Raw genomic sequence first — 16,972 nt, forward strand, 5'->3', positions numbered from 1 at the left:
CGCCAATCTTTCCTCGAACGCCGGATTTTCTCCCTCCTCCGTAATTGGTCGGTCGCGCACCGTCGGTCCCTACCGGTGCATGGGGTCGCTTAGTACCCGCACCATGCGGCGGACGGCGGTGCCGGCATGAGCATCGAAGCGATCGGGTGGGCCCTGAATCTGGCCCCCGTTCCCATCGACCGAAGCGCTCGCAAGAACTCCCCCAATAGCGCCTGCGCCTCTGTCCTGACCGGCCTGGCCAACCACGCCGACCCCTACGGCCGCAACGCCTTCCCCGGCGTCCGAACCCTGATGCGCTACACCCGCCTGTCGGAGCGCACCGTTCAGACCGCGCTGGACCGCCTGGAGGCCGACGGGATCATCTCGCCCTGCGACCCGGCCATCGTCGCCGCCTACATTCGGCGTGCCGACAAGCGCACCCAGGGCTGGAACCTGGCCATGCACCTCATTCGCCAGGACCTGACCGAGCAGGACCTGGAGGATCTGGAGCGCCTCTACCCCGGGGTCCGGCAGCGCTACGAACAGCAGCACGGCGGGGTGCAGCCATTGCACCCCGCCGACGAAAACGGCGAAACCGCAGGTCAGGGCCCCACGGCGAGCGGGGTGCAGCCATTGCACCCCGCCAACGGGGTGCAACCATTTCCCGAGCGGGGTGCAACGGTTGCCCCCGAAGCGTCAGGTGAACCACAAGAAGCACTATCCCCACTACGTGGGGATAGTGCCGCGCCTGCGCGCACACACATGCGAGTAGCCGAGCCCGGCGACGACGTCAAGGACCGACCCGCCGATGTCGATGTCGATGTCGATGCCGGAGCCGCAGGCGGTCCGGCGCAGGACGGCCTGCCCGGCGTCGCCGAGGACTCCGCCTCGAAGAAGACCCGGGAGCGGCGGATTCGCCTGCCCCTCGACTGGACGCCGGACGAGGAACTGCGGGCCCAGACGCGCGAGCTGGGGATGGCCGACGACGCGATGATCGACGCGACCGTGCTGGACTTCCGGCGGTACTGGTGCGGCATCAAGGAGACCACCACCCGGACCCCGCGCGGCTGGGACGACACCTGGCGCAACTGGGCGCGAAAAGACCTCAAAGACGCCGCCCGGCGCCGCACGCAACGGCCGGACGCCGAGCCGCTGGCTGATGCCGCCGCCGAGGCTGCGGTGATGAAGATCACCGAGTGGTGGTGGGGGCGGTGGTCGCGTCGCGGCCCGATCCTGGGCCAGTCGCGTACCGATCTGGAGCGCCTGGTGCGTGGCGGTATCGCCGCGTCAATGGAGATAGAACCGCTGGTCAAGGCGGCTCGCCGGGTGCAAGAAGCGCTCGATGCGTGCGAGCGGCCGGTGCCCTTCCGCGACCAGTTCCAGCGCGCTCTGCTGGGTGAGAACCCCGGGTCCGGCCATTCCCGGACGCCCTACACCGGCGAGCGGTGGGCCGACGGCAGCGCGGGTGCCGCCTTGGAGGCTTGGGGGCAGCAGGGGCCCCCCCAGGGGGGGGCGGACGCGCCTACGGTTCCCGCGCCCTCCCTGGCGGCCGACGACGTCTCGGCCGCTCCGGCGGCCGTGCCGGACGCGGTGCCGGAGGCCGGGCCTCCGGATGAGGGCGAGAACCACGAGGCACGGTTCATGCGGCAGTGGGGTGCCCTGGCGGGGGGCCGTGATGTCGCCTGAGCAGCAGGAGCGGGAATACCTGCCGGTACACCGGGATCCGTCGGAGGTGATCCTCCCGCCCCTGGTCGGAACGATCATCGACGGGCGGGCCTTTCGCCGCCCCGCCGCGCCGGGCGCCCGGGATGAGTTCGCGGTGCGGCTGGCGGAGATCTACGAGCGCACCGCGAGGATCATGCACGGCGAGGTGGCGCCGTTGGAGACCGTCGAGGCTCCGGTGCCGAGCGCCCACGACGAGATCATGGCGCTGCGGCGCCGGATCAACATGGACGTCTGGCGGCGAATGGTCACCGAATGGCCCAACGGCGACTACCGCGACGCCACCATGGACTCCCTGGACGACGAGCAGGGGGTGCGGGAGGTGCGAGCCTGGCTGGCCGCCCCCACCGCCCGCACCCTGGTCCTGGGTGGCGACGTGGGCCGCGGCAAGACCCACACGGCCTTCGCCGCGTTGCGTGTCCTGGCCGAGCGGGGCCTGCGGGTGTGCGCGGTGGATGAGACGCGCTACCTGGCCGCGCTACAGCCCGGCGGCAGTGACCTGCTGCCCTACAAGGTGCGTGAGGCCGTCGAGCAGGCCGATGCGGTGCTGCTGGACGACTTCGGTGCCGGGCGGGACGTCAACAAGCCGGTGACGGAGTTCGTCTGCAAGGAGATCGGCAGCCTGCTGTCCAACCGCCTCGGCACCGACCGGTTCCTGATCGTGACCAGCAACTACGACCCCGAGCAGCTGGGGGCGATGTACGGCCCGCGCATCATCTCGCGGCTGGCGCAACAGGCCGCCGGGGTGTACGTCAAAGGGATCGATCGGCGGCCGTACGTGCTGCCCAAGACCTGGGGCGGTCGCCCCGCCACGGCCGTGGGCTAAGTACCAGGACAGCGGGCCGCCGCGACATGCTGCGGCCCGCCACCGCCTGATTCCGGGCGCCGAGCGGAGGAAGCGACGCTAACAGGTGCCGCTGTGCATCATCGGCACCATGCGTAGCACTCACCAGAATCACCCGGCCCCCGGCGGCCGTTCCGCCCCGGTCATCGGATCGGTCTGCACCGGCTACGGCGGCCTGGACATGGCCGTTGAGCAGGTGTTCGGCGGCGAGATGGCCTGGCACTGCCAGTACGAGCCGCCCGACAACAAGGGCCGCGAGGACCGCCACCAGTACGCCGCCCACGTCCTGGCCCACCGCTGGCCCGACGTTCCCAACCACGGCGACATCACCGCCGTCGACTGGGAGCGGGTCGAGCCCGTCGGCATCCTCACCGCCGGATTCCCCTGCGTCGACCTCAGCTACGCCGGCCGCGGCGCCGGGATGGGGACTCGTAGTGGTCGGTGGCTTACTACCGCCTGAGCTGTCCGTACACTACGACCCAGTCTCATCATCCTGGGAAACGTGTGGGCCGTCGTTGGTCGAGGTGTCCTCCCCGACATAGCCCTACCCCCCGGCCAGCTACGCGTAACGATCTTTCGGCATCCTCACCGCCGGATTCCCCTGCGTCGACCTCAGCTACGCCGGCCGCGGCGCCGGGATCAAGGAGGGGACCCGCAGTGGCCTATGGCTCACCATCGTCCGAGCCGTCCGTACACTACGACCCCGCCTCCTCGTCCTGGAGAACGTGCGGGCCATCGTTAGTCGACGGCCCGGCCTTGACGTCGTCCTCGCTGACCTTGCCGCCCTCGGGCTCGATGCGGAGTGGACGTGTGTCCGGGCGTCTGACGTCGGCGCCCCCCATCGGCGGGATCGATGGTTCTGCCTTGCGTGGCCCGCAGCGGATCCCGCTGCTGAAGACGCCAACGGCGCAACTCGCGGTGAATGGCGGGTCTCAGCACCCGGACAAACGTCGAGCGGGCGGGCACGGCCCGACGCTGGCGGACGAGGTGGAGCACCTGCTGCCGACCCCGCACGATGGGGCGTCTACGCCCCTGCCATCGCCCGATGGGAGCACATCCTCGGCCGCCCCGCCCCTGGGCCAGTTGATGATCGAGGACGTCTGTCTACCGTCTTCATCGAGTGGATGATGGGTCTTCCGGCGGGCCACGTCACCGACGTCCCGCCGCCCGGCATGACGGCCGGCGCGCTCCGCAATGCCCACTTGAAGGCCTTGGGCAACGGCGTCGTTCCCCAGCAGGCCGTCTACGCCCTGACCTTGCTTGCCGGGAGAGCCGAGATACTCGCCAACTCTCCTAAGTAGATGTACAGTCAAGAGTGTCATTACCGATGGCCCGAGTCCCTCGCACCGTCCTGGAGGCCCTGGCATGACCACACCGTCAGCCCCCGAGCCGCACCCCGAGACCAGCTGGGTCGACCAGCTCCTCACCATGACCGCCCAGCACCCCGACCGCCGCGTGCGAGCCGCCCGGCACTCCACCATCCTCCTCGGCGCCGAACAGCGCGCCGCCGAGAAGGCGACTGGCCGATGACCACGCCCCCACGTCCCACCGACGATGAAATCCGGGTCAGCGACCACGTCATCATCACCGACGCCAACATCAACTTCGGCCAGCTCGTCGGCTGCCCCGCCACGGTCGTCGACATCGACGACGACGGCTATCTGTGGGTCATCCTCGACGCCGGCCAGCCCGCACGCCGTGAAGTCCGGGTCGGCGACCAGTGGATCCCCATGCGATTCTCCGTCGAGTCCGCTCGGCTCGACGGAAACCCCGGCACCCTCCTGTTCCTGGAGTACCAGGTACGCAAAAGGCTCGGCGCTGCGGCCAATTCCTAAGTAGACGTACAATCAAGTGACCGTTTCCCGATCGAGGGGTTCCATGACCAACGACACGATCCTGTCCAACACCCTGCACTCGGCCGCCGCCGCGCTGCGAGCCCCGATGACCTACCGCTTCACCGCCCGGGCTCGCCTCGTGCGCAGCGACAGCGGAGAGGCCGACACCCTGGCTTTCTGCCGCGGCTCCCACCTCCACCCCGAGGCCACCTGCTACGACTGCTCGACCATCGCGATCGGCGACCCCTTCCTGGCCCGCCTCCTGGTCGACCTGCTGGCCGCCTGCGAGCCGCTCGCCGCGCTGCTGGCCGAACACGCCGACGGGGCCGCAGTCTGCGGCGCCACCGAGGTCCGCCTCGGCCCCGACGCCGCCTACGACACCGGCGTCCTGGACCACCGCGGCGAACTCCTCGCCGAATTCACCCGCGCCCTCGCGGTCGCCCGCGCGATCGGCGGAGGCCGCCGTGCCTGACCACACACCCCCGATCGCCCCGCCCCGCGTCGTCGCCTTCGACCTCAGCCTCACCTCCACCGGGGTCGCCGGGCCCGGTTGGGTGCGACGCATCACCAGCAAGGGCCGCCGCGGCGACTGCCTGTCTGACCGGTGGGTCCGTATCCGCCAGATCGCCAACGCCGCCCAGGACCTGGTCATGGCCGATGCGCACCTCGGCGTCGAGCAGGCCGACCTCGTCACCGTCGAGCAGCCCGCCTACAACACCCCCGGCGGCTCCACCCACGACCGCTCGGGGGTGTGGTGGCTCGTCGTCGACCGGATGAGATTCCTGGGCCTGCCGGTCGTGGAGGTCTCCCCCACCGCCCGCGCCAAGTACGCCACCGGTGCCGGTAACGCTGGCAAGGACAAGGTGCTGGCCGCCGCAGTCCGGCGTTACGGCGACCTGTTCGAGATCGACGGCAACGACGTCGCCGACGCCGTCGTGCTGTACGCGATGACCATGGACGCCCTCGGCTACCCCATCGTCGAGGTCCCCGCCACCCACCGCGACGCGCTCGCCAAGGTGGCCTGGCCGGAACTGGCGGTGCGCCGGTGACTGCCACCCACACCAGCGACGAAACCCTGGTCAAGGAGTACCTGGCGGGTAATCCCAACGCATTCGCCACGCTATACGCCCGCTACGCCGCACCCATCGCTGGATACCTCTACAACCGGTGCCCGGGCATCTCCCGGGATGAGCAAAACGACCTTGTTCAAGAGGTCTTCACCGAAACCCTGGCTCTCCTCCCGGAGTTCCGCGAGGACGACTACAGCGACGGCAACGCCTTCCGGCAATGGCTCTACAACATCCCCGCCAGCAACGTCCTGTTCCAGTACCGGAAGCGGTACTGGCGCCACCGCGAGGCCTGGCTGCGCTCGGTCGACGAGGTGGCGCAGCAGATCCATGAAGCCCTGTTCACCCGCGATGCTGGGCCCGGGTTGCCCGAGCGGGTACGAACCGCCCTGGAACGGCTCCGGCCTCACTACAGGGAGGCCGTCGAGCTGTACTACCTCGAAGGTCAGCAGCACCAGACCATCGCGACGATCATGGGGCGCGATTCCCAATCGGTCCGCCACCTCATCCGGGCCGCGCTGGCTGATCTGCGCGACCCGGACCGGGCCAAGATGGTACGCGGCGAACGTCGCGCCGCCCTGCTGGCCGGTGCCCGCACGCTGCTCACCGAACGGGACGCAAGAAAGATCACCGGTGGTGACATTGCGAAGGCCGCGGGATGCGCGGAAGGACTGATCCGCTACTACTTCGGCTCCAAGCAGGCACTGCTCGCTGAGGCGGCACAACAGCAGGCAGCAGCATGACGGCGCCGGTGATCCGTTATCGAACAGCCCCGGGGCGCCCCCTCAAGCGCCGCGAGATTCACGGCGAGTACTCCTGCTATACCGGGAAATGCCGCTGCACCAAGTGCCGGGCAGGATCGAACCGATACGCCAAGCGGCGGGAACTGCTGAAGGCCATCGGGGCGTGGCGGGTGTGGGCCGATCCCCGGCCGGTCCGACGCCACATCTTGTCGCTCCGCGCCGCAGGGCTCGGCAGGAAAACCATCGCACAACTTGCCGGCGTGGCCCCCAGCACGGTCGAGGCGGCAGCGAAAAAGGGCCGGGTCAGGATCCGGGCCCGCGTCGCCAAGAAGATCCTCGCTGTGCACCCCACCCTGGACAATCTGCCCGATTGGGCGAGGATCGACGCGACCGGAACTCGACGTCGCCTGCAAGCGCTCATGGTCGCCGGATGGTCCGCACAGGTTCTTGCCTCCCGGTTGGAGATGGACCGGAACACCATCCGGAAGATCCTCCTGGCGGACGTAGTCCGCGTATCGACCGCCCGCGCGGTGCGCAACCTCTTCCGCGTCATGTGGAACCGGCAGCCACCGTCGGAGCTGCGCTACGAGCGGGCGTCGGTGACCCGGACCCGTGCGTATGCGGCGCGTCAAGGATGGGCACCCGCGGCGGCCTGGGACGACATCGACAACCCGAAGTGCAGGCCCAAGGGAGTGCCGCGGCGTGAGACTCCTCTCGACACCCCTGCCCAGACCGCCGCATAGGTTCCCATCGGGAACAAGACTGCCGTCATAGTTCGCACTGGTGCGAACGACATGAAAGGCGCCGGATGCGCGTGATCCGGCGCCTTTGTCGTGCATGGACACGACATCGGACAAAGGGCGCGACGTTAGCCATTAGCCGTAGGCATGGTGGTCGGCATGAGCGAGGTGATCCCCTCCGCCGGGCCCGCCAGGAGCGCCACAGGCACCGCCTGGCGCAGCCCCGGGGAGGCCGAACGCGAGATGCCTGACCTGCGAATCGGTTCGCTGTGCACCGGCTACGGCGGCCTGGACATGGCCGTCGAGGAGGTCTTCGGCGCCTCCACCGTGTGGGTTTGCCAGTACGAGCCCCCCGACAAGCACGGCCGCGAAAACCGCCACCAGTACGCCGCCCACGTCCTCGCCCACCACTGGCCCGACATCCCGAACCTCGGCGACCTCACCAAGGTCGACTGGGCCGCCGTGGAACCCGTCGACATCATCACCGCAGGGTTTCCCTGCACCGACATCAGCTGGGCCGGTCTCGGGGCCGGGATCAAGGAGGGGACTCGCAGTGGCCTATGGCTCACCATCGCCCAAGTTCTCCATACGCTACGACCTCGTTTCGTCGTGCTGGAGAACGTACGGGCCATCGTCAACCGACGGCCCGGCCTTGACGTCGTCCTCGGTTCGCTTGCCGCCCTCGGGCTCGATGCGGAATGGACGTGTGTCCGAGCATCCGACGTCGGCGCCCCGCACCAGCGCGCCCGATGGTTCCTCCTCGCCTGGCCTGCCGACACCCCGAGCCCGCGACGGGAAGGGCAGAACCCGCAGCGGTGATGGCCTGCCGGAGACGGTGCAGGCCCTCATGCCGACTCCGCGGACCTCTGACACGAACGGGGCGGGCCGGCACGGGAAGGGAGGGGCGGACCTGAGGACCGTCGTCTCCGAGCTGTTCCCGACCCCGCGCGCGACAGACGGTACGAAGGGCGGCCCGAACCAGCGGGGCTCGTCGGGGGACCTGATGCTGCCTTCGGCCGTGGGGAGGCTTCCCGCCGCCCACCGGATCCCGTCACGGACCTGCAGTGAGGACCTGCAAGCCGAGCAACCTCGCGTGGACTGGGGCATTTACACCGCTGCCGTCACCCGGTGGGAACACCGGCTCGGCCGCGCCGCGCCCTGCCCGACCGACGATCGAGGACGACTCGCTCCCCACATCGTCGAGTGGATGATGGGCCTGCCTCTCGGCCACGTCACCGACGTGCCGCCGCCACCCGGCATGACGGCCGCCGGGCTCCGAAACGCCCGCCTGCACGCCCTGGGCAACGGCGTCGTCCCCCAGCAGGCGGCGCACGCGCTGAAGAAGCTGGTCGAGCGCGCGACGGCGGCCCCTTACCCTTCCATATTCACTAAGTTAACGTACAATAGATTTGCGTTGAATGGCGTTGCGCAGACACCTCTGGCTGACGCCGCCGAAACGCAACCACCACCCGGGACCTAGGCGTCGCCCCAGGCCACCGACCTCATGCGCACCCCGGGGAGAGCGCCCCGGGCCTGCCACAACCAGGAGGAACCATGACCCGTGAAACCCGCCTGCACTGCATCAGCGCCCCCGCCGCAGCCGCGGTGGTCGCCGAGGCCACCCGGCCCGGCGACACCACCCACACCGTCCGCCAGGACGGCGAGCACGTCGTCATCGGCTACCACGACCCGCGCTTCCCGATGGACGTCGCCGAATGGGCCCACGCCAACGGCCACGCCCACGACGCCCAGGCCGCCGAGGTCATCGTCAACGTCCAGCTGGGGTGGTGACGGTGATGGAACTGACAGCGCAAGGCGCGAGGATCTTCGTTCGTGCAGGCGGCGAGGAACGCGGCTCGATCTGGTGGGACGCCGCCGCTGAGCACTACGTCGCCGAGGACACCGCCGGCAATCGCCTGGGAGAGCACCCGTTGCGCACCGCGGCGCTCGACATCGTGGCCGGGTGACCACCCCGGAACCCTGCTCGCTGGGTAGCGGGCGACCTTACCCCCCTTCATCGTGCACGGTCCCGGGAGAGCACCGGGACCGTTCGCGTATCAGGAGACCGTCATGGCCAAAAGCTTCTGCCCGCGCTGCGGGCTGGTCACCTTGGGCGACATCACCGACGACTACGTCTGCGCCTGCGGCATCCGCTGGCTTGACCTGGCGCCCTTCCCCCGCCCCCACCTCGACCGCGCCGAATGGGACTGGATCACCACGCTCCTGCTGACCCGCTCCGGAGGCCTGTGCGAGGCCCGCACCAGCGCCTGCATGGCCCGCCGCGGCCTGCTGTCGTCCCTGCCGCGCAGCCGGTGCTCCATTCACCACCGTCAGCCCCGCGGAATGGGCGGCACCTCCTCCCCCGTCATCCACTCCCTGGCCAACCTGCTGCTCATCTGCGGGTCCGGGGTGACCGGGTGCCACGGCCAGATCGAGAGCTGCCGGGCCTGGGCCGAGGAACGCGGCCTGCTGGTGGAGGAGGAACTGGACCCGGCCCAGGCGCCGCTGACGCTGCACTCCGGCCGCGTGGTGCTGCTGCACCCCACCGTCCCGACCTACCTGAATCCCGCCGCTGGCCCCCGGTGGGCGGCGTAATCACGACAATAAGAGGTCTCATGGCTACCCACCCCACTCCTCCCGACGGCCTTCCGGTCCCGGTGACCGCCAACCCCGATGACCTGGTGCCGATCCTGGAGTTCGCGGGCCCCTACCGAATGCGCTGGTCGCACCTGCCCGGCGACCCGGACATCGCGGTGATCAAGACGTTCGTCCCGATCGCCGGGAACGGCCGCCTGGCCGTGTGGGCGGTCGCGCGCGGGGACGGCCGCGCCCTGTACGGCTGGTATCGCGCCGAGCGGACCGACACCGTTGCCGCGGTGCTGGAGGCCATGCGGCGCATCCTGGAGTTCACCCCACCGCGCCACACCATCACCCTGGTCACTCAGTCGCAGGCCGCCGCCGCCGTTGCCGACCGCCTGGCCCACGACGGCGGAGTATGGGCGATCCGCAAGGTGCCCCTGCACGCGTTGTCGCTGCGGAATCTGGCCTACGAACTGTGGCGGCGCCCCATCCCCATCGAGACGGTCGACAACGCCGCGGCGCGCTCGGCCGGCCCAATCCTGCGGCAGGCACGTGGTATGGCCGACCGGCTGGCCTGGACCGCGGTCCAACTGGCCCTCAACGACATCGCCGTGGACGCCCCGGCCGTACAGCGGTGGATGGCCTCTGAGCCCATGCGCCTCTACAACGACCACGGCAGCCTACGCCGCGCCTGGAACTCCTCCGGCAACCCCGGGTACGCCCTGGGCATCACCGCCACCGATGGCCGCGCTGGGATCGGCTACGACCGCCGCAGCGACGCCACCGCCTGGTACCCCCTCCACGACAGCCTCGGCCCCTACAGCCTCCATCTGGAGGGCTTGGACGGCGACGCCCACGTCATCGCCACCGACGCCTCCATCGACAACCGCGGAGCCGGGGAGAACCGCGGTATCGGCGCCTGGGCGGCTGTGCGCGGCGACGGCCGCGCCTGGTTCGGCTGGTACACCGCTGACCGCACCAACGCCGTCTCCGCTGAATTGGCGGCGATGAGCCAGGCGCTGGCCACCTACCGGTCGTCCGGGAGCATCCATCTCCTCGTCGACAGCGCCAGCGCGGCCTCCATCGGCGCCCAGCTGACCGAGGTTCGCGCCCTGCCCCTGATCTCCCGCGGCGCCCTGCACCAGGGCAGCCTGCTCAACCTGCGCCGATCGTTGGCCACCCACCGGGTGCACATCGAGCAGGTCACCGGTCCCCAGGGGAAAAACAAGCGCTCCCCCCACCATCCGTTGATCGGCATGGCCGATCGGATGGCGTGGAGCGCCCTGCAGTTCGCCCGTGACGGCATCGACCCACGCGAGGAGGAGGCCATGGCCTGGATGCGTTCGCTGGCCGTGCGCCACGGTTCCTGGCGCAGCAAACTGCGGGCCTCCTACCAACGGTGGCGGGCCGAGACCTACCCCGGCGCCGACGACGCATCGACCTGAAACGACGAGGGCCCGCACACGCTGGTGTGCGGGCCCTTCATGGCCGTTCGTCAGAGAACGAGGGCAGTCTACGGCTAGTTGAGATCCGCAGGTCCGGCCGATGCCTTACGGGCCGCGGCCACCACGTCGGCCGCGTCATCGATGATGCCCTGCAGGTGCGCGCGGGCGCTGCCGAGCAGGTCCATGGCCTCGGTGACCCGCTCCCCCAGGGTGGAAAAACGTGGGTCGTCCGGCCGGGTCACGGTGGAGGCGGCCAGCAGCAGCATCAGCGCCCACGCCGCATCGGCCGCCGCATCGCCCAGGGGGCCCAGGGAGGCGCCGCGGCTCCAGCCGCGCAGCGGCCCGGCGATCTGCACCGCCTGCCAGTGCATCACCCCCATCACCCCCGGCCCGGTCGCACCCGCGGCCTTGAGCACCTGCTCGCGGGCGGTGGTCAGCTGCGCATCGGTGCCGCCGTCGGCGAGCATGTAGCCCTCGGCCAGAAGCCCGGTGGAGATCGCCGCGCCGTACAGGGCGTTGGCCAGAACACACGCCAGCACGCCCTCGCCGCCCACCCCTGCGGCCTGGCGGGCAAGGTCTTCCTCGGTCGGGTTGGTGGCGTAGGCGCCCAGGGCGGCCAGAGCCGCGGAGATGCTGGCCACGGTCGGCCGCTGCGGAAGGTCCTCGGGGGAATCAGGCATGTTCGGCACCTTATCGACGGCCTCGGGCGCTGCGCCGGACAATCGACAGGCCCGGCCGGGGACGGCCGAGCCTGTCGGAGGGGACGCAACGTCAGACGCGGCTGGCGTGCTGGTAGGCGGTGCTGATGGCCTGATCGCGATCGAACCCCACCAGGGCCACGTCGTGCGGGTCGGTGGGGTTGAGGTCGCTCGCCGAGATCCACACTCCGTCGCAGGTGAGGACCTGAAGCGGCATGGAGGGCGGCGTGGGCGTCTCACGCATGATCATCCACTTTCCGGGGGTGGCCATCGCCGAGACGGTAATGACGGTGTTGTCGGCGGCCGGGAACTGGAACTGGGTGGCGTAGGCCAGCGGGTCGATGTCGGACACGAGTCTCCTGGGGCAAGGAAAACGGCAGGACTTACTCCTCGGCTGCGCCGCCAGTGGGCGCCATGCCAAGGGTCTCGCGGGTGATCGCCTGACGGCGGCGGTGTGTGTCCTCCAGCTCGGCGAGCGCCGCGGCGGCGGCTTCAGTATCGGGCTGCAGGACCGGCCCGGAGGGCACCAGCTGCTCGTAGGCGCTCTGGATGGCCCGGTCCTTGTAGATGGGGTGGTCGGCGAACGCCTGCGCGGCCTGCTGCCAGGTCGTGATCGCCTCGCGGGCGCTGTGCACCGCCTCGACGTAGACGTGCAGGGCCGCCTGCCAGCGCGAGGCGTTGCGCAGTGCCGCCCAGGTGGTCTCAACCCGGTGCAGGGCCCGCTGGGCGTCCTGCCGGGCCTGACCAGCGCTTGCGGCGAGGGGGGCCAGGGTGTTGTACCAGCGGGCGGCCATGATGCTGTCGGTCTGCTCCAGCAGCCACCGGTAGGTGGCTTTGGCCTTTTCCCCCTGGTCGGTGATGGTGTTGCCGGGGTGGGCGTCGTCATAGCGGCTGTGCCAGGACTCGCCGGGGTTGAGGGTGAGTTCCTCGGTTCCGGTGTAGCCGTTGACGGTGATCGTCTGTGGCATGAGGTCCTCCTCTTTCGGCCGGTCGGCGGCCGGGGCGATGCCGTGCTCGGCGAGGTCGGTGTAGACGGTCTGACGGGAGACGTTGCCGGCCTCGGCGAGGACGGCGATGCGGGTTTCCCCGGCCGTCCAGGCGGCGGCGATCAGCTGGGCGCGCCTGCCGGGGGTCGCCCAGTGGCGCAGCCGGGCCAGTGCGGTCTCGCGCGGGGTGCTCACGCCTCAAGAGTCTGTCAAACCAGTGGACATGTCAAGCAGTTAGACACTTCCGGTCACCCCCGCCATGAAAGTACGGCCACCTAGGGGTCCCCGTAGTACTCGGGGTCTGAGGAACATCGGAACCGGATCGTGCGCTAAGCCATGTCCGCGTGGTTCCAGGCCATCACCGCTCGTCGAGCTGGCCAAGGTCGCGTTGCTCGGCTTCCAAGACCGCCTCGTAGGCGTTAGGGTCCCACCAGCGCGCCAGGGCCAGGTCGAAGAGGTGGTGGAGGTCATCGGGCACGAGAGCATCGACCTCAACCTGCACCAGGCACCCATGCACGGCGGTGAAGGCTGCGGCACGCGAGTCGGTGGCCTTGCCGGGCTGCGGGGGCAGTTCGAACTCGGCGACCTGATCGGCGATCAGGGCGACACGCTCGGTGTGCATCCAGCAGCCGGTGCGGGCCACGAAGTCACGCTCGATGTCCTCACCCGAACTGTCGAAATCGCCCGCATACAGCAAGATCGCGGGACGTCCGACACGCTGAGCATCGCGGCGCACCAAGTCGGCGATGGTCTGCGAGCCGTAACCTCGCAGCGCGATCACTGGAAGACCGAGGTCGTCGTACCAGGCAGCAAGCTGGGCGACCAATGCGTCCTTTTCAACGCCGAGATAGATCGCCGCCGGTTGCCCGGCGGTGCGGTCCCGCCGATAGACCCGCCTCAGCCATCCCCGGGCGTCGGTGACGTCGGCGAAGGACAGCGGCCTGGCGATGTGGCGGCCGTGGTCGGCCAGGTCCGGGAAGGTGCCCTTCCGGCGGGCGGCGGCGGTGAGGGCCGAAAGCCTCTTGTAGGACGAGATGTTGTTGGGGATCACGCCAGCGGCGACCAGGCGGTAGAAGACCTGTCGCAGCGTCACGGGCTCGGCGTAACCCTCCACGATCGCCCGCGCCTTGTCCACCACCAATGACCAGGCCAGCCGCACCACTGCTCTCACCGCCTATCGCCGCAGGTCAGGCGCTACAGGGACTAGTCCATATTCTCCGCCGCCATCACAGCCGCAGGAAGGACACACAGCGATGACCTACGCGGACATGGCTTAGCGCACGATCCGGTTCCGATGTTCCTCAGACCCCTACTCCGACGTCGGGGAACGGCGGTGCAGCCAATAGCGGTACCGGCGAGTAACAAGACTGTCCTCGCCGGAAGACGTGCGAGAAGTCAGCCAGCGCGCAACGGCTTGCTCGTGCGGGCGATCCCACTCCACCGGTGCACGTCGGACTTCGACAGCCCGGCGGCCAGGGCCTCGTTCACCACAGCGTCCCGATCGTCCTGGTGCTCTCGCCAGTTGATCAGGGCGTGACGCGCGAGGTCGGTTCGCGCCTCACCGGCGGGCATGCGGGGGTTAAAGGTATGGATCTCCACGGTCACCAGCGGGGCCCGGTCGCCAAGGAGTCGGGCGCGCTCTACGGTGACCGCGCGCAGCGTGCGGAGCTGTAGGCGGGCGGTGCGGAGGTCGGCGCGCTGGCTGGGCAGGCTGTCGGGGCTCAGCACCGCATCGGCTTCGATCTCGGCGGCGTCGGCGCTGATCGCGTTCTCCTGGTGGTACAGCTCATCCAGGCCGACGAGCACCTGACGCCAGGTGTCGAGCAGGGCCACGGCGTCGTCGGCGGCCGGGCTGTCCTCCTTGCCGTCCACCCAGATCTGGGCAACCTTGCGGCCCTCGTGGTACAGACTCACGAGAGTGATCCATTCCCGCTCGTAGCTGCTGGCGTGGGAAGCGGTGACGTGCAGGCCATGGTCGGCCACGATGCGGCTGTCCGTGGGGGCCGGCTGGTGCGGGGCGCGCTGGCCGCTGGCGACGCGGGTCACGGGAAGAATATTCATAGCTGCATTGTAGCGAACACTACAGTTCTTTTCTCTCTTTTGGAGTGATCACTACATGTTGTGTTCGTGTCATCGTGACGAGGCGGTCACCGACTGATCGAGCAGACCAGCTCGGTAAGAGCAGGTTCGGCCGGGCGGCGTGCTACGTGTCCGCCCGCTCGTCTTCTCAACCCCAATCAAGGTCGTCGTCGAAGAAGTCGGCGTCGTAGAAGCCTTCCTGCTCCCGGCTGGCCAGGCATTCGGCGAGGATCTGGCGGGAGGTCTTGGAGGACAGTTCGCCGATTAGGGCGTCCTTGCCCTTGCCGTCGTTGTCATGGGAGTCATTGATCTGGATCATGGACTCGCTAAAGCCCTGGTAGCTGCGACAGGGGCCGATCCACACCTGTACCTCGGGCAGGTCGGTGCGGGTGCTGGTCCACCGCACGACGCCGTCGCCGGTGTCGGGTTGGCGGGCGTAGCCGTGCGCGGCCAGCAGCTTGGCGACGGCGGTGAAGTCGTCGCCGGACGCCCAGTCAGGCGCGTTGGGGGTGGTGAGGCGGGAGTAGCGGCGCTGAGCCGCCCGCCGGTCGGCCACTCCCAGGTACGGGGCCAGGGCGTCCCATGTGGCCCCGGCTGTCCGTGCCGCCTCGATGAGGCCCGGCTCAAGGTCGGCTGTCCAGGCCCGCAGCGCCCGGGTCAGGGTGAGGGCGGCCAGCGCCTCATCGGCCGTCAGGTGCTCTGCTCGACCCGGCCGGGGGACGGCCTGGGCCAGGGAGGCCAGGTATCCGGCCCAGATGTGCTCACTCCCGGGCGGGCGGAACCGGGCGTGACGAGCCTCGCCCTGGTCGCTGTTGTGATTTTCGATCCAGCGCGCGACCTCGTAGGGGTTGGTCAGGTCATAGGCGGGACGCACAAGACACCTCCACGTCGTCATGGTGATGACGAATATGTCATCACCATGACGACATTCTGTCCAGCGCTTCGGAGGACGTGGAGGGGGTGCCACCGGAATACGGCGGAAACGGGCCGCGTCCGCCGGAGACCGCAGGTCAGGCGGTGGGAGCGGAAGCCGGGGTTTCGGCTGTGGATGGCGGTGCCTAGCGTGGAGCCGGATTGGCTCCCGTCGCGGCCCACCCCGCTGAGCTGGTCAGACGCCGTTTCAGGAACCGGACAGAACCTGGGTTCTGTCCGGTCAGCGCCCCGGCGCGGCCCGTTTCCGCCGTATTCCGGTGGCACCCCTGGAGGGTCCGGCGGGCGGCCTACCGCCAGTTTTCGTTCCGACGTTCTCCACGGGCCGACGCGTTCTGGCCCTCCGCTCCCGAATGTTCCCAGACGCCAGGTAGCAGAGTGAGAGATCACGATTGCGGTGAAGACCCACTCTGTCACCGGCGTGCTCTACTGTGGAACCACCACGGCCAGACGCGTACCGCCGTTCGCCGCCGCCCCGAGCGCCCACGCCGCCGGGGCACAGTCGGCCAAGGTTCTTTGGGGCCCGCGCAGCAGCACAGAAGACTTTTCGTCCGGCCCTGTCCTCGCCGGCGGGAGGCGTGGGGTACCGCCAGGCTGGAGTCGACCGTGCCGAAGAAGCAGAACACCGCCGCCCAGCGCGCCCGTGAGGCCGCGCGCCAGGGCGCCAAGTACACCCAGGCCCTCCGCGCCGGCGCGGGCGACCCCCCTGGCGAAGGCGCGACAGCCACCGCCGGTGAGGACGACCGCTTCGGCGGTCACGAGTTCGAGTACGAGCGGGTGACCGACCTGTTCCGCTGCACGGAGTGCAGGGTCTATGAGGTGGTGGCCCGCGACACCGACGGACCGATCAAGCCGTGCACGGGTCTGATCGGCTACGGCGGTGACACCGAACGGGTCTACCTGCTGCTGACGGAGAACCCGGAGAACAGCCACGTGGCGTCCCTGGCGTGGAACATCCGCACCACCGGTATCGGCCGTGCACCACGGTACTCATGGCGGGACGGGAAGCTGCTGGTCGAGTCGGCTCCCAGCGTCGTCGCCGAACTGGTCCGCAGGATCGAACAGATCACGTCCACCATCGACGGCCGACAGGTGCCGGCCGTCTCCTCGGTGGACCACCTCACCGCAGAGGCCGGCCGGGCCGTCATCGCGGAGAACTACGCGGCATACGTCGCCAAATACGGCGAATCCGCGTAGTCACGGGGGCTACCTGATCGGAGGGCCGTTCTGGCCGTGTCTCGGTCGGAACCGGCCCGTCCGGCCCGTCCGGCCCGTAGTTGATCTACAACGTACAGACCGCCGCACCGCACAACCGGTAGGGGAA

The 16,972-nt window shown here is 69.5% G+C and carries 23 protein-coding genes and 1 pseudogene; 18 read left to right on the plus strand and 6 right to left on the minus strand.

The genetic code is table 11. The features are described 5' to 3' along the window. The first annotated feature begins 126 nt into the window (after positions 1-126). The 17 genes and pseudogenes from AB0395_RS21815 (at position 127) to AB0395_RS21895 (ending at position 10,955) form a co-directional block, all read left to right on the plus strand. Complete coding sequence (locus tag AB0395_RS21815; RefSeq protein ID WP_366283111.1) at positions 127-1,665, plus strand: helix-turn-helix domain-containing protein; 1,539 nt, start codon at positions 127-129, stop codon at positions 1,663-1,665. Further along, entirely contained in the window at positions 1,655-2,527 is an 873-nt protein-coding gene (locus tag AB0395_RS21820) for a hypothetical protein (protein WP_366283112.1), read from the plus strand. The genes AB0395_RS21815 and AB0395_RS21820 overlap by 11 nt, the downstream gene beginning before the upstream one ends. Positions 2,528-2,636: 109 nt before the next feature. Continuing rightward, entirely contained in the window at positions 2,637-3,005 is a 369-nt protein-coding gene (locus tag AB0395_RS21825; RefSeq protein ID WP_366283114.1) for a DNA cytosine methyltransferase, read from the plus strand. A 121-nt stretch (positions 3,006-3,126) separates the two neighbouring features. Continuing rightward, positions 3,127-3,402, plus strand: a pseudogene (locus tag AB0395_RS21830) (DNA cytosine methyltransferase); the annotation flags it as partial. A gap of 267 nt (positions 3,403-3,669) precedes the next feature. Beyond that, positions 3,670-3,846, plus strand: coding sequence for a hypothetical protein (locus AB0395_RS21835; RefSeq protein ID WP_366283115.1), 177 nt, complete (start codon positions 3,670-3,672; stop codon positions 3,844-3,846). 64 nt (positions 3,847-3,910) lie between these two features. Continuing rightward, on the plus strand, positions 3,911-4,075 hold the full coding sequence (locus AB0395_RS21840) for a hypothetical protein (RefSeq protein ID WP_366283117.1): 165 nt from the start codon (positions 3,911-3,913) through the stop codon (positions 4,073-4,075). Beyond that, positions 4,072-4,380 carry a hypothetical protein gene (locus AB0395_RS21845; protein WP_366283118.1) on the plus strand — a complete coding sequence of 103 codons (309 nt, stop codon included), beginning with the start codon at positions 4,072-4,074 and terminating at the stop codon, positions 4,378-4,380. The genes AB0395_RS21840 and AB0395_RS21845 overlap by 4 nt, the downstream gene beginning before the upstream one ends. A gap of 43 nt (positions 4,381-4,423) precedes the next feature. Then, the gene (locus AB0395_RS21850) at positions 4,424-4,852 is read left to right on the plus strand and encodes a hypothetical protein (protein ID WP_366283120.1); all 429 of its coding nucleotides are present in this window, start codon (positions 4,424-4,426) and stop codon (positions 4,850-4,852) included. Continuing rightward, a complete protein-coding gene (locus AB0395_RS21855) occupies positions 4,845-5,429 on the plus strand; it encodes a hypothetical protein (RefSeq protein ID WP_366283122.1) in 585 nt (194 codons plus the stop codon). The genes AB0395_RS21850 and AB0395_RS21855 overlap by 8 nt, the downstream gene beginning before the upstream one ends. Next, positions 5,426-6,190 (plus strand): sigma-70 family RNA polymerase sigma factor, encoded by a 765-nt coding sequence (locus AB0395_RS21860; RefSeq protein WP_366283124.1) that lies wholly within the window; start codon positions 5,426-5,428, stop codon positions 6,188-6,190. Before AB0395_RS21855 ends, AB0395_RS21860 begins: the two co-directional genes overlap by 4 nt. Positions 6,191-6,450: 260 nt before the next feature. Further along, positions 6,451-6,933 carry a hypothetical protein gene (locus tag AB0395_RS21865; RefSeq protein WP_366283126.1) on the plus strand — a complete coding sequence of 161 codons (483 nt, stop codon included), beginning with the start codon at positions 6,451-6,453 and terminating at the stop codon, positions 6,931-6,933. 156 nt (positions 6,934-7,089) lie between these two features. Continuing rightward, complete coding sequence (locus AB0395_RS21870; RefSeq protein WP_366283128.1) at positions 7,090-7,749, plus strand: DNA cytosine methyltransferase; 660 nt, start codon at positions 7,090-7,092, stop codon at positions 7,747-7,749. Positions 7,750-8,023: 274 nt separating this feature from the next. Continuing rightward, positions 8,024-8,410, plus strand: a complete 387-nt coding sequence (locus AB0395_RS21875) for a hypothetical protein (RefSeq protein ID WP_366283129.1) — start codon at positions 8,024-8,026, stop codon at positions 8,408-8,410. Between the two features lie 74 nt (positions 8,411-8,484). Beyond that, a complete protein-coding gene (locus AB0395_RS21880; protein WP_366283131.1) occupies positions 8,485-8,721 on the plus strand; it encodes a hypothetical protein in 237 nt (78 codons plus the stop codon). 5 nt (positions 8,722-8,726) lie between these two features. Further along, positions 8,727-8,897: a hypothetical protein gene (locus AB0395_RS21885; protein WP_366283132.1), complete on the plus strand. Its 171-nt coding sequence runs from the start codon at positions 8,727-8,729 to the stop codon at positions 8,895-8,897. 103 nt (positions 8,898-9,000) lie between these two features. Further along, positions 9,001-9,525, plus strand: coding sequence for a hypothetical protein (locus tag AB0395_RS21890; RefSeq protein WP_366283133.1), 525 nt, complete (start codon positions 9,001-9,003; stop codon positions 9,523-9,525). A gap of 20 nt (positions 9,526-9,545) precedes the next feature. Beyond that, complete coding sequence (locus AB0395_RS21895) at positions 9,546-10,955, plus strand: hypothetical protein (RefSeq protein ID WP_366283135.1); 1,410 nt, start codon at positions 9,546-9,548, stop codon at positions 10,953-10,955. Positions 10,956-11,029: 74 nt separating this feature from the next. Here the strand turns inward: AB0395_RS21895 and AB0395_RS21900 are convergent, their stop codons facing one another. The 6 genes from AB0395_RS21900 to AB0395_RS21925 form a co-directional block, all read right to left on the minus strand. After that, positions 11,030-11,635: a DUF6245 family protein gene (locus AB0395_RS21900; RefSeq protein WP_366283137.1), complete on the minus strand. Its 606-nt coding sequence runs from the start codon at positions 11,633-11,635 to the stop codon at positions 11,030-11,032. 91 nt (positions 11,636-11,726) lie between these two features. Beyond that, the gene (locus AB0395_RS21905; protein ID WP_366283139.1) at positions 11,727-12,005 is read right to left on the minus strand and encodes a hypothetical protein; all 279 of its coding nucleotides are present in this window, start codon (positions 12,003-12,005) and stop codon (positions 11,727-11,729) included. A 31-nt stretch (positions 12,006-12,036) separates the two neighbouring features. Next, entirely contained in the window at positions 12,037-12,834 is a 798-nt protein-coding gene (locus tag AB0395_RS21910) for a hypothetical protein (protein WP_366283141.1), read from the minus strand. A 163-nt stretch (positions 12,835-12,997) separates the two neighbouring features. Then, the gene (locus AB0395_RS21915; RefSeq protein WP_366283142.1) at positions 12,998-13,801 is read right to left on the minus strand and encodes a hypothetical protein; all 804 of its coding nucleotides are present in this window, start codon (positions 13,799-13,801) and stop codon (positions 12,998-13,000) included. 233 nt (positions 13,802-14,034) lie between these two features. After that, entirely contained in the window at positions 14,035-14,700 is a 666-nt protein-coding gene (locus AB0395_RS21920) for a hypothetical protein (RefSeq protein ID WP_366283143.1), read from the minus strand. A gap of 166 nt (positions 14,701-14,866) precedes the next feature. Further along, positions 14,867-15,592 (minus strand): hypothetical protein, encoded by a 726-nt coding sequence (locus tag AB0395_RS21925; RefSeq protein WP_366283145.1) that lies wholly within the window; start codon positions 15,590-15,592, stop codon positions 14,867-14,869. A gap of 662 nt (positions 15,593-16,254) precedes the next feature. On the opposite strand from AB0395_RS21925, the gene AB0395_RS21930 reads away from it, so the two are divergent. Next, positions 16,255-16,845 (plus strand): hypothetical protein, encoded by a 591-nt coding sequence (locus tag AB0395_RS21930; RefSeq protein WP_366283147.1) that lies wholly within the window; start codon positions 16,255-16,257, stop codon positions 16,843-16,845. Positions 16,846-16,972: the final 127 nt, after the last annotated feature.

This window comes from Streptosporangium sp. NPDC051023 (assembly GCF_040689595.1).
GTDB lineage: Bacteria > Actinomycetota > Actinomycetes > Streptosporangiales > Streptosporangiaceae > Streptosporangium.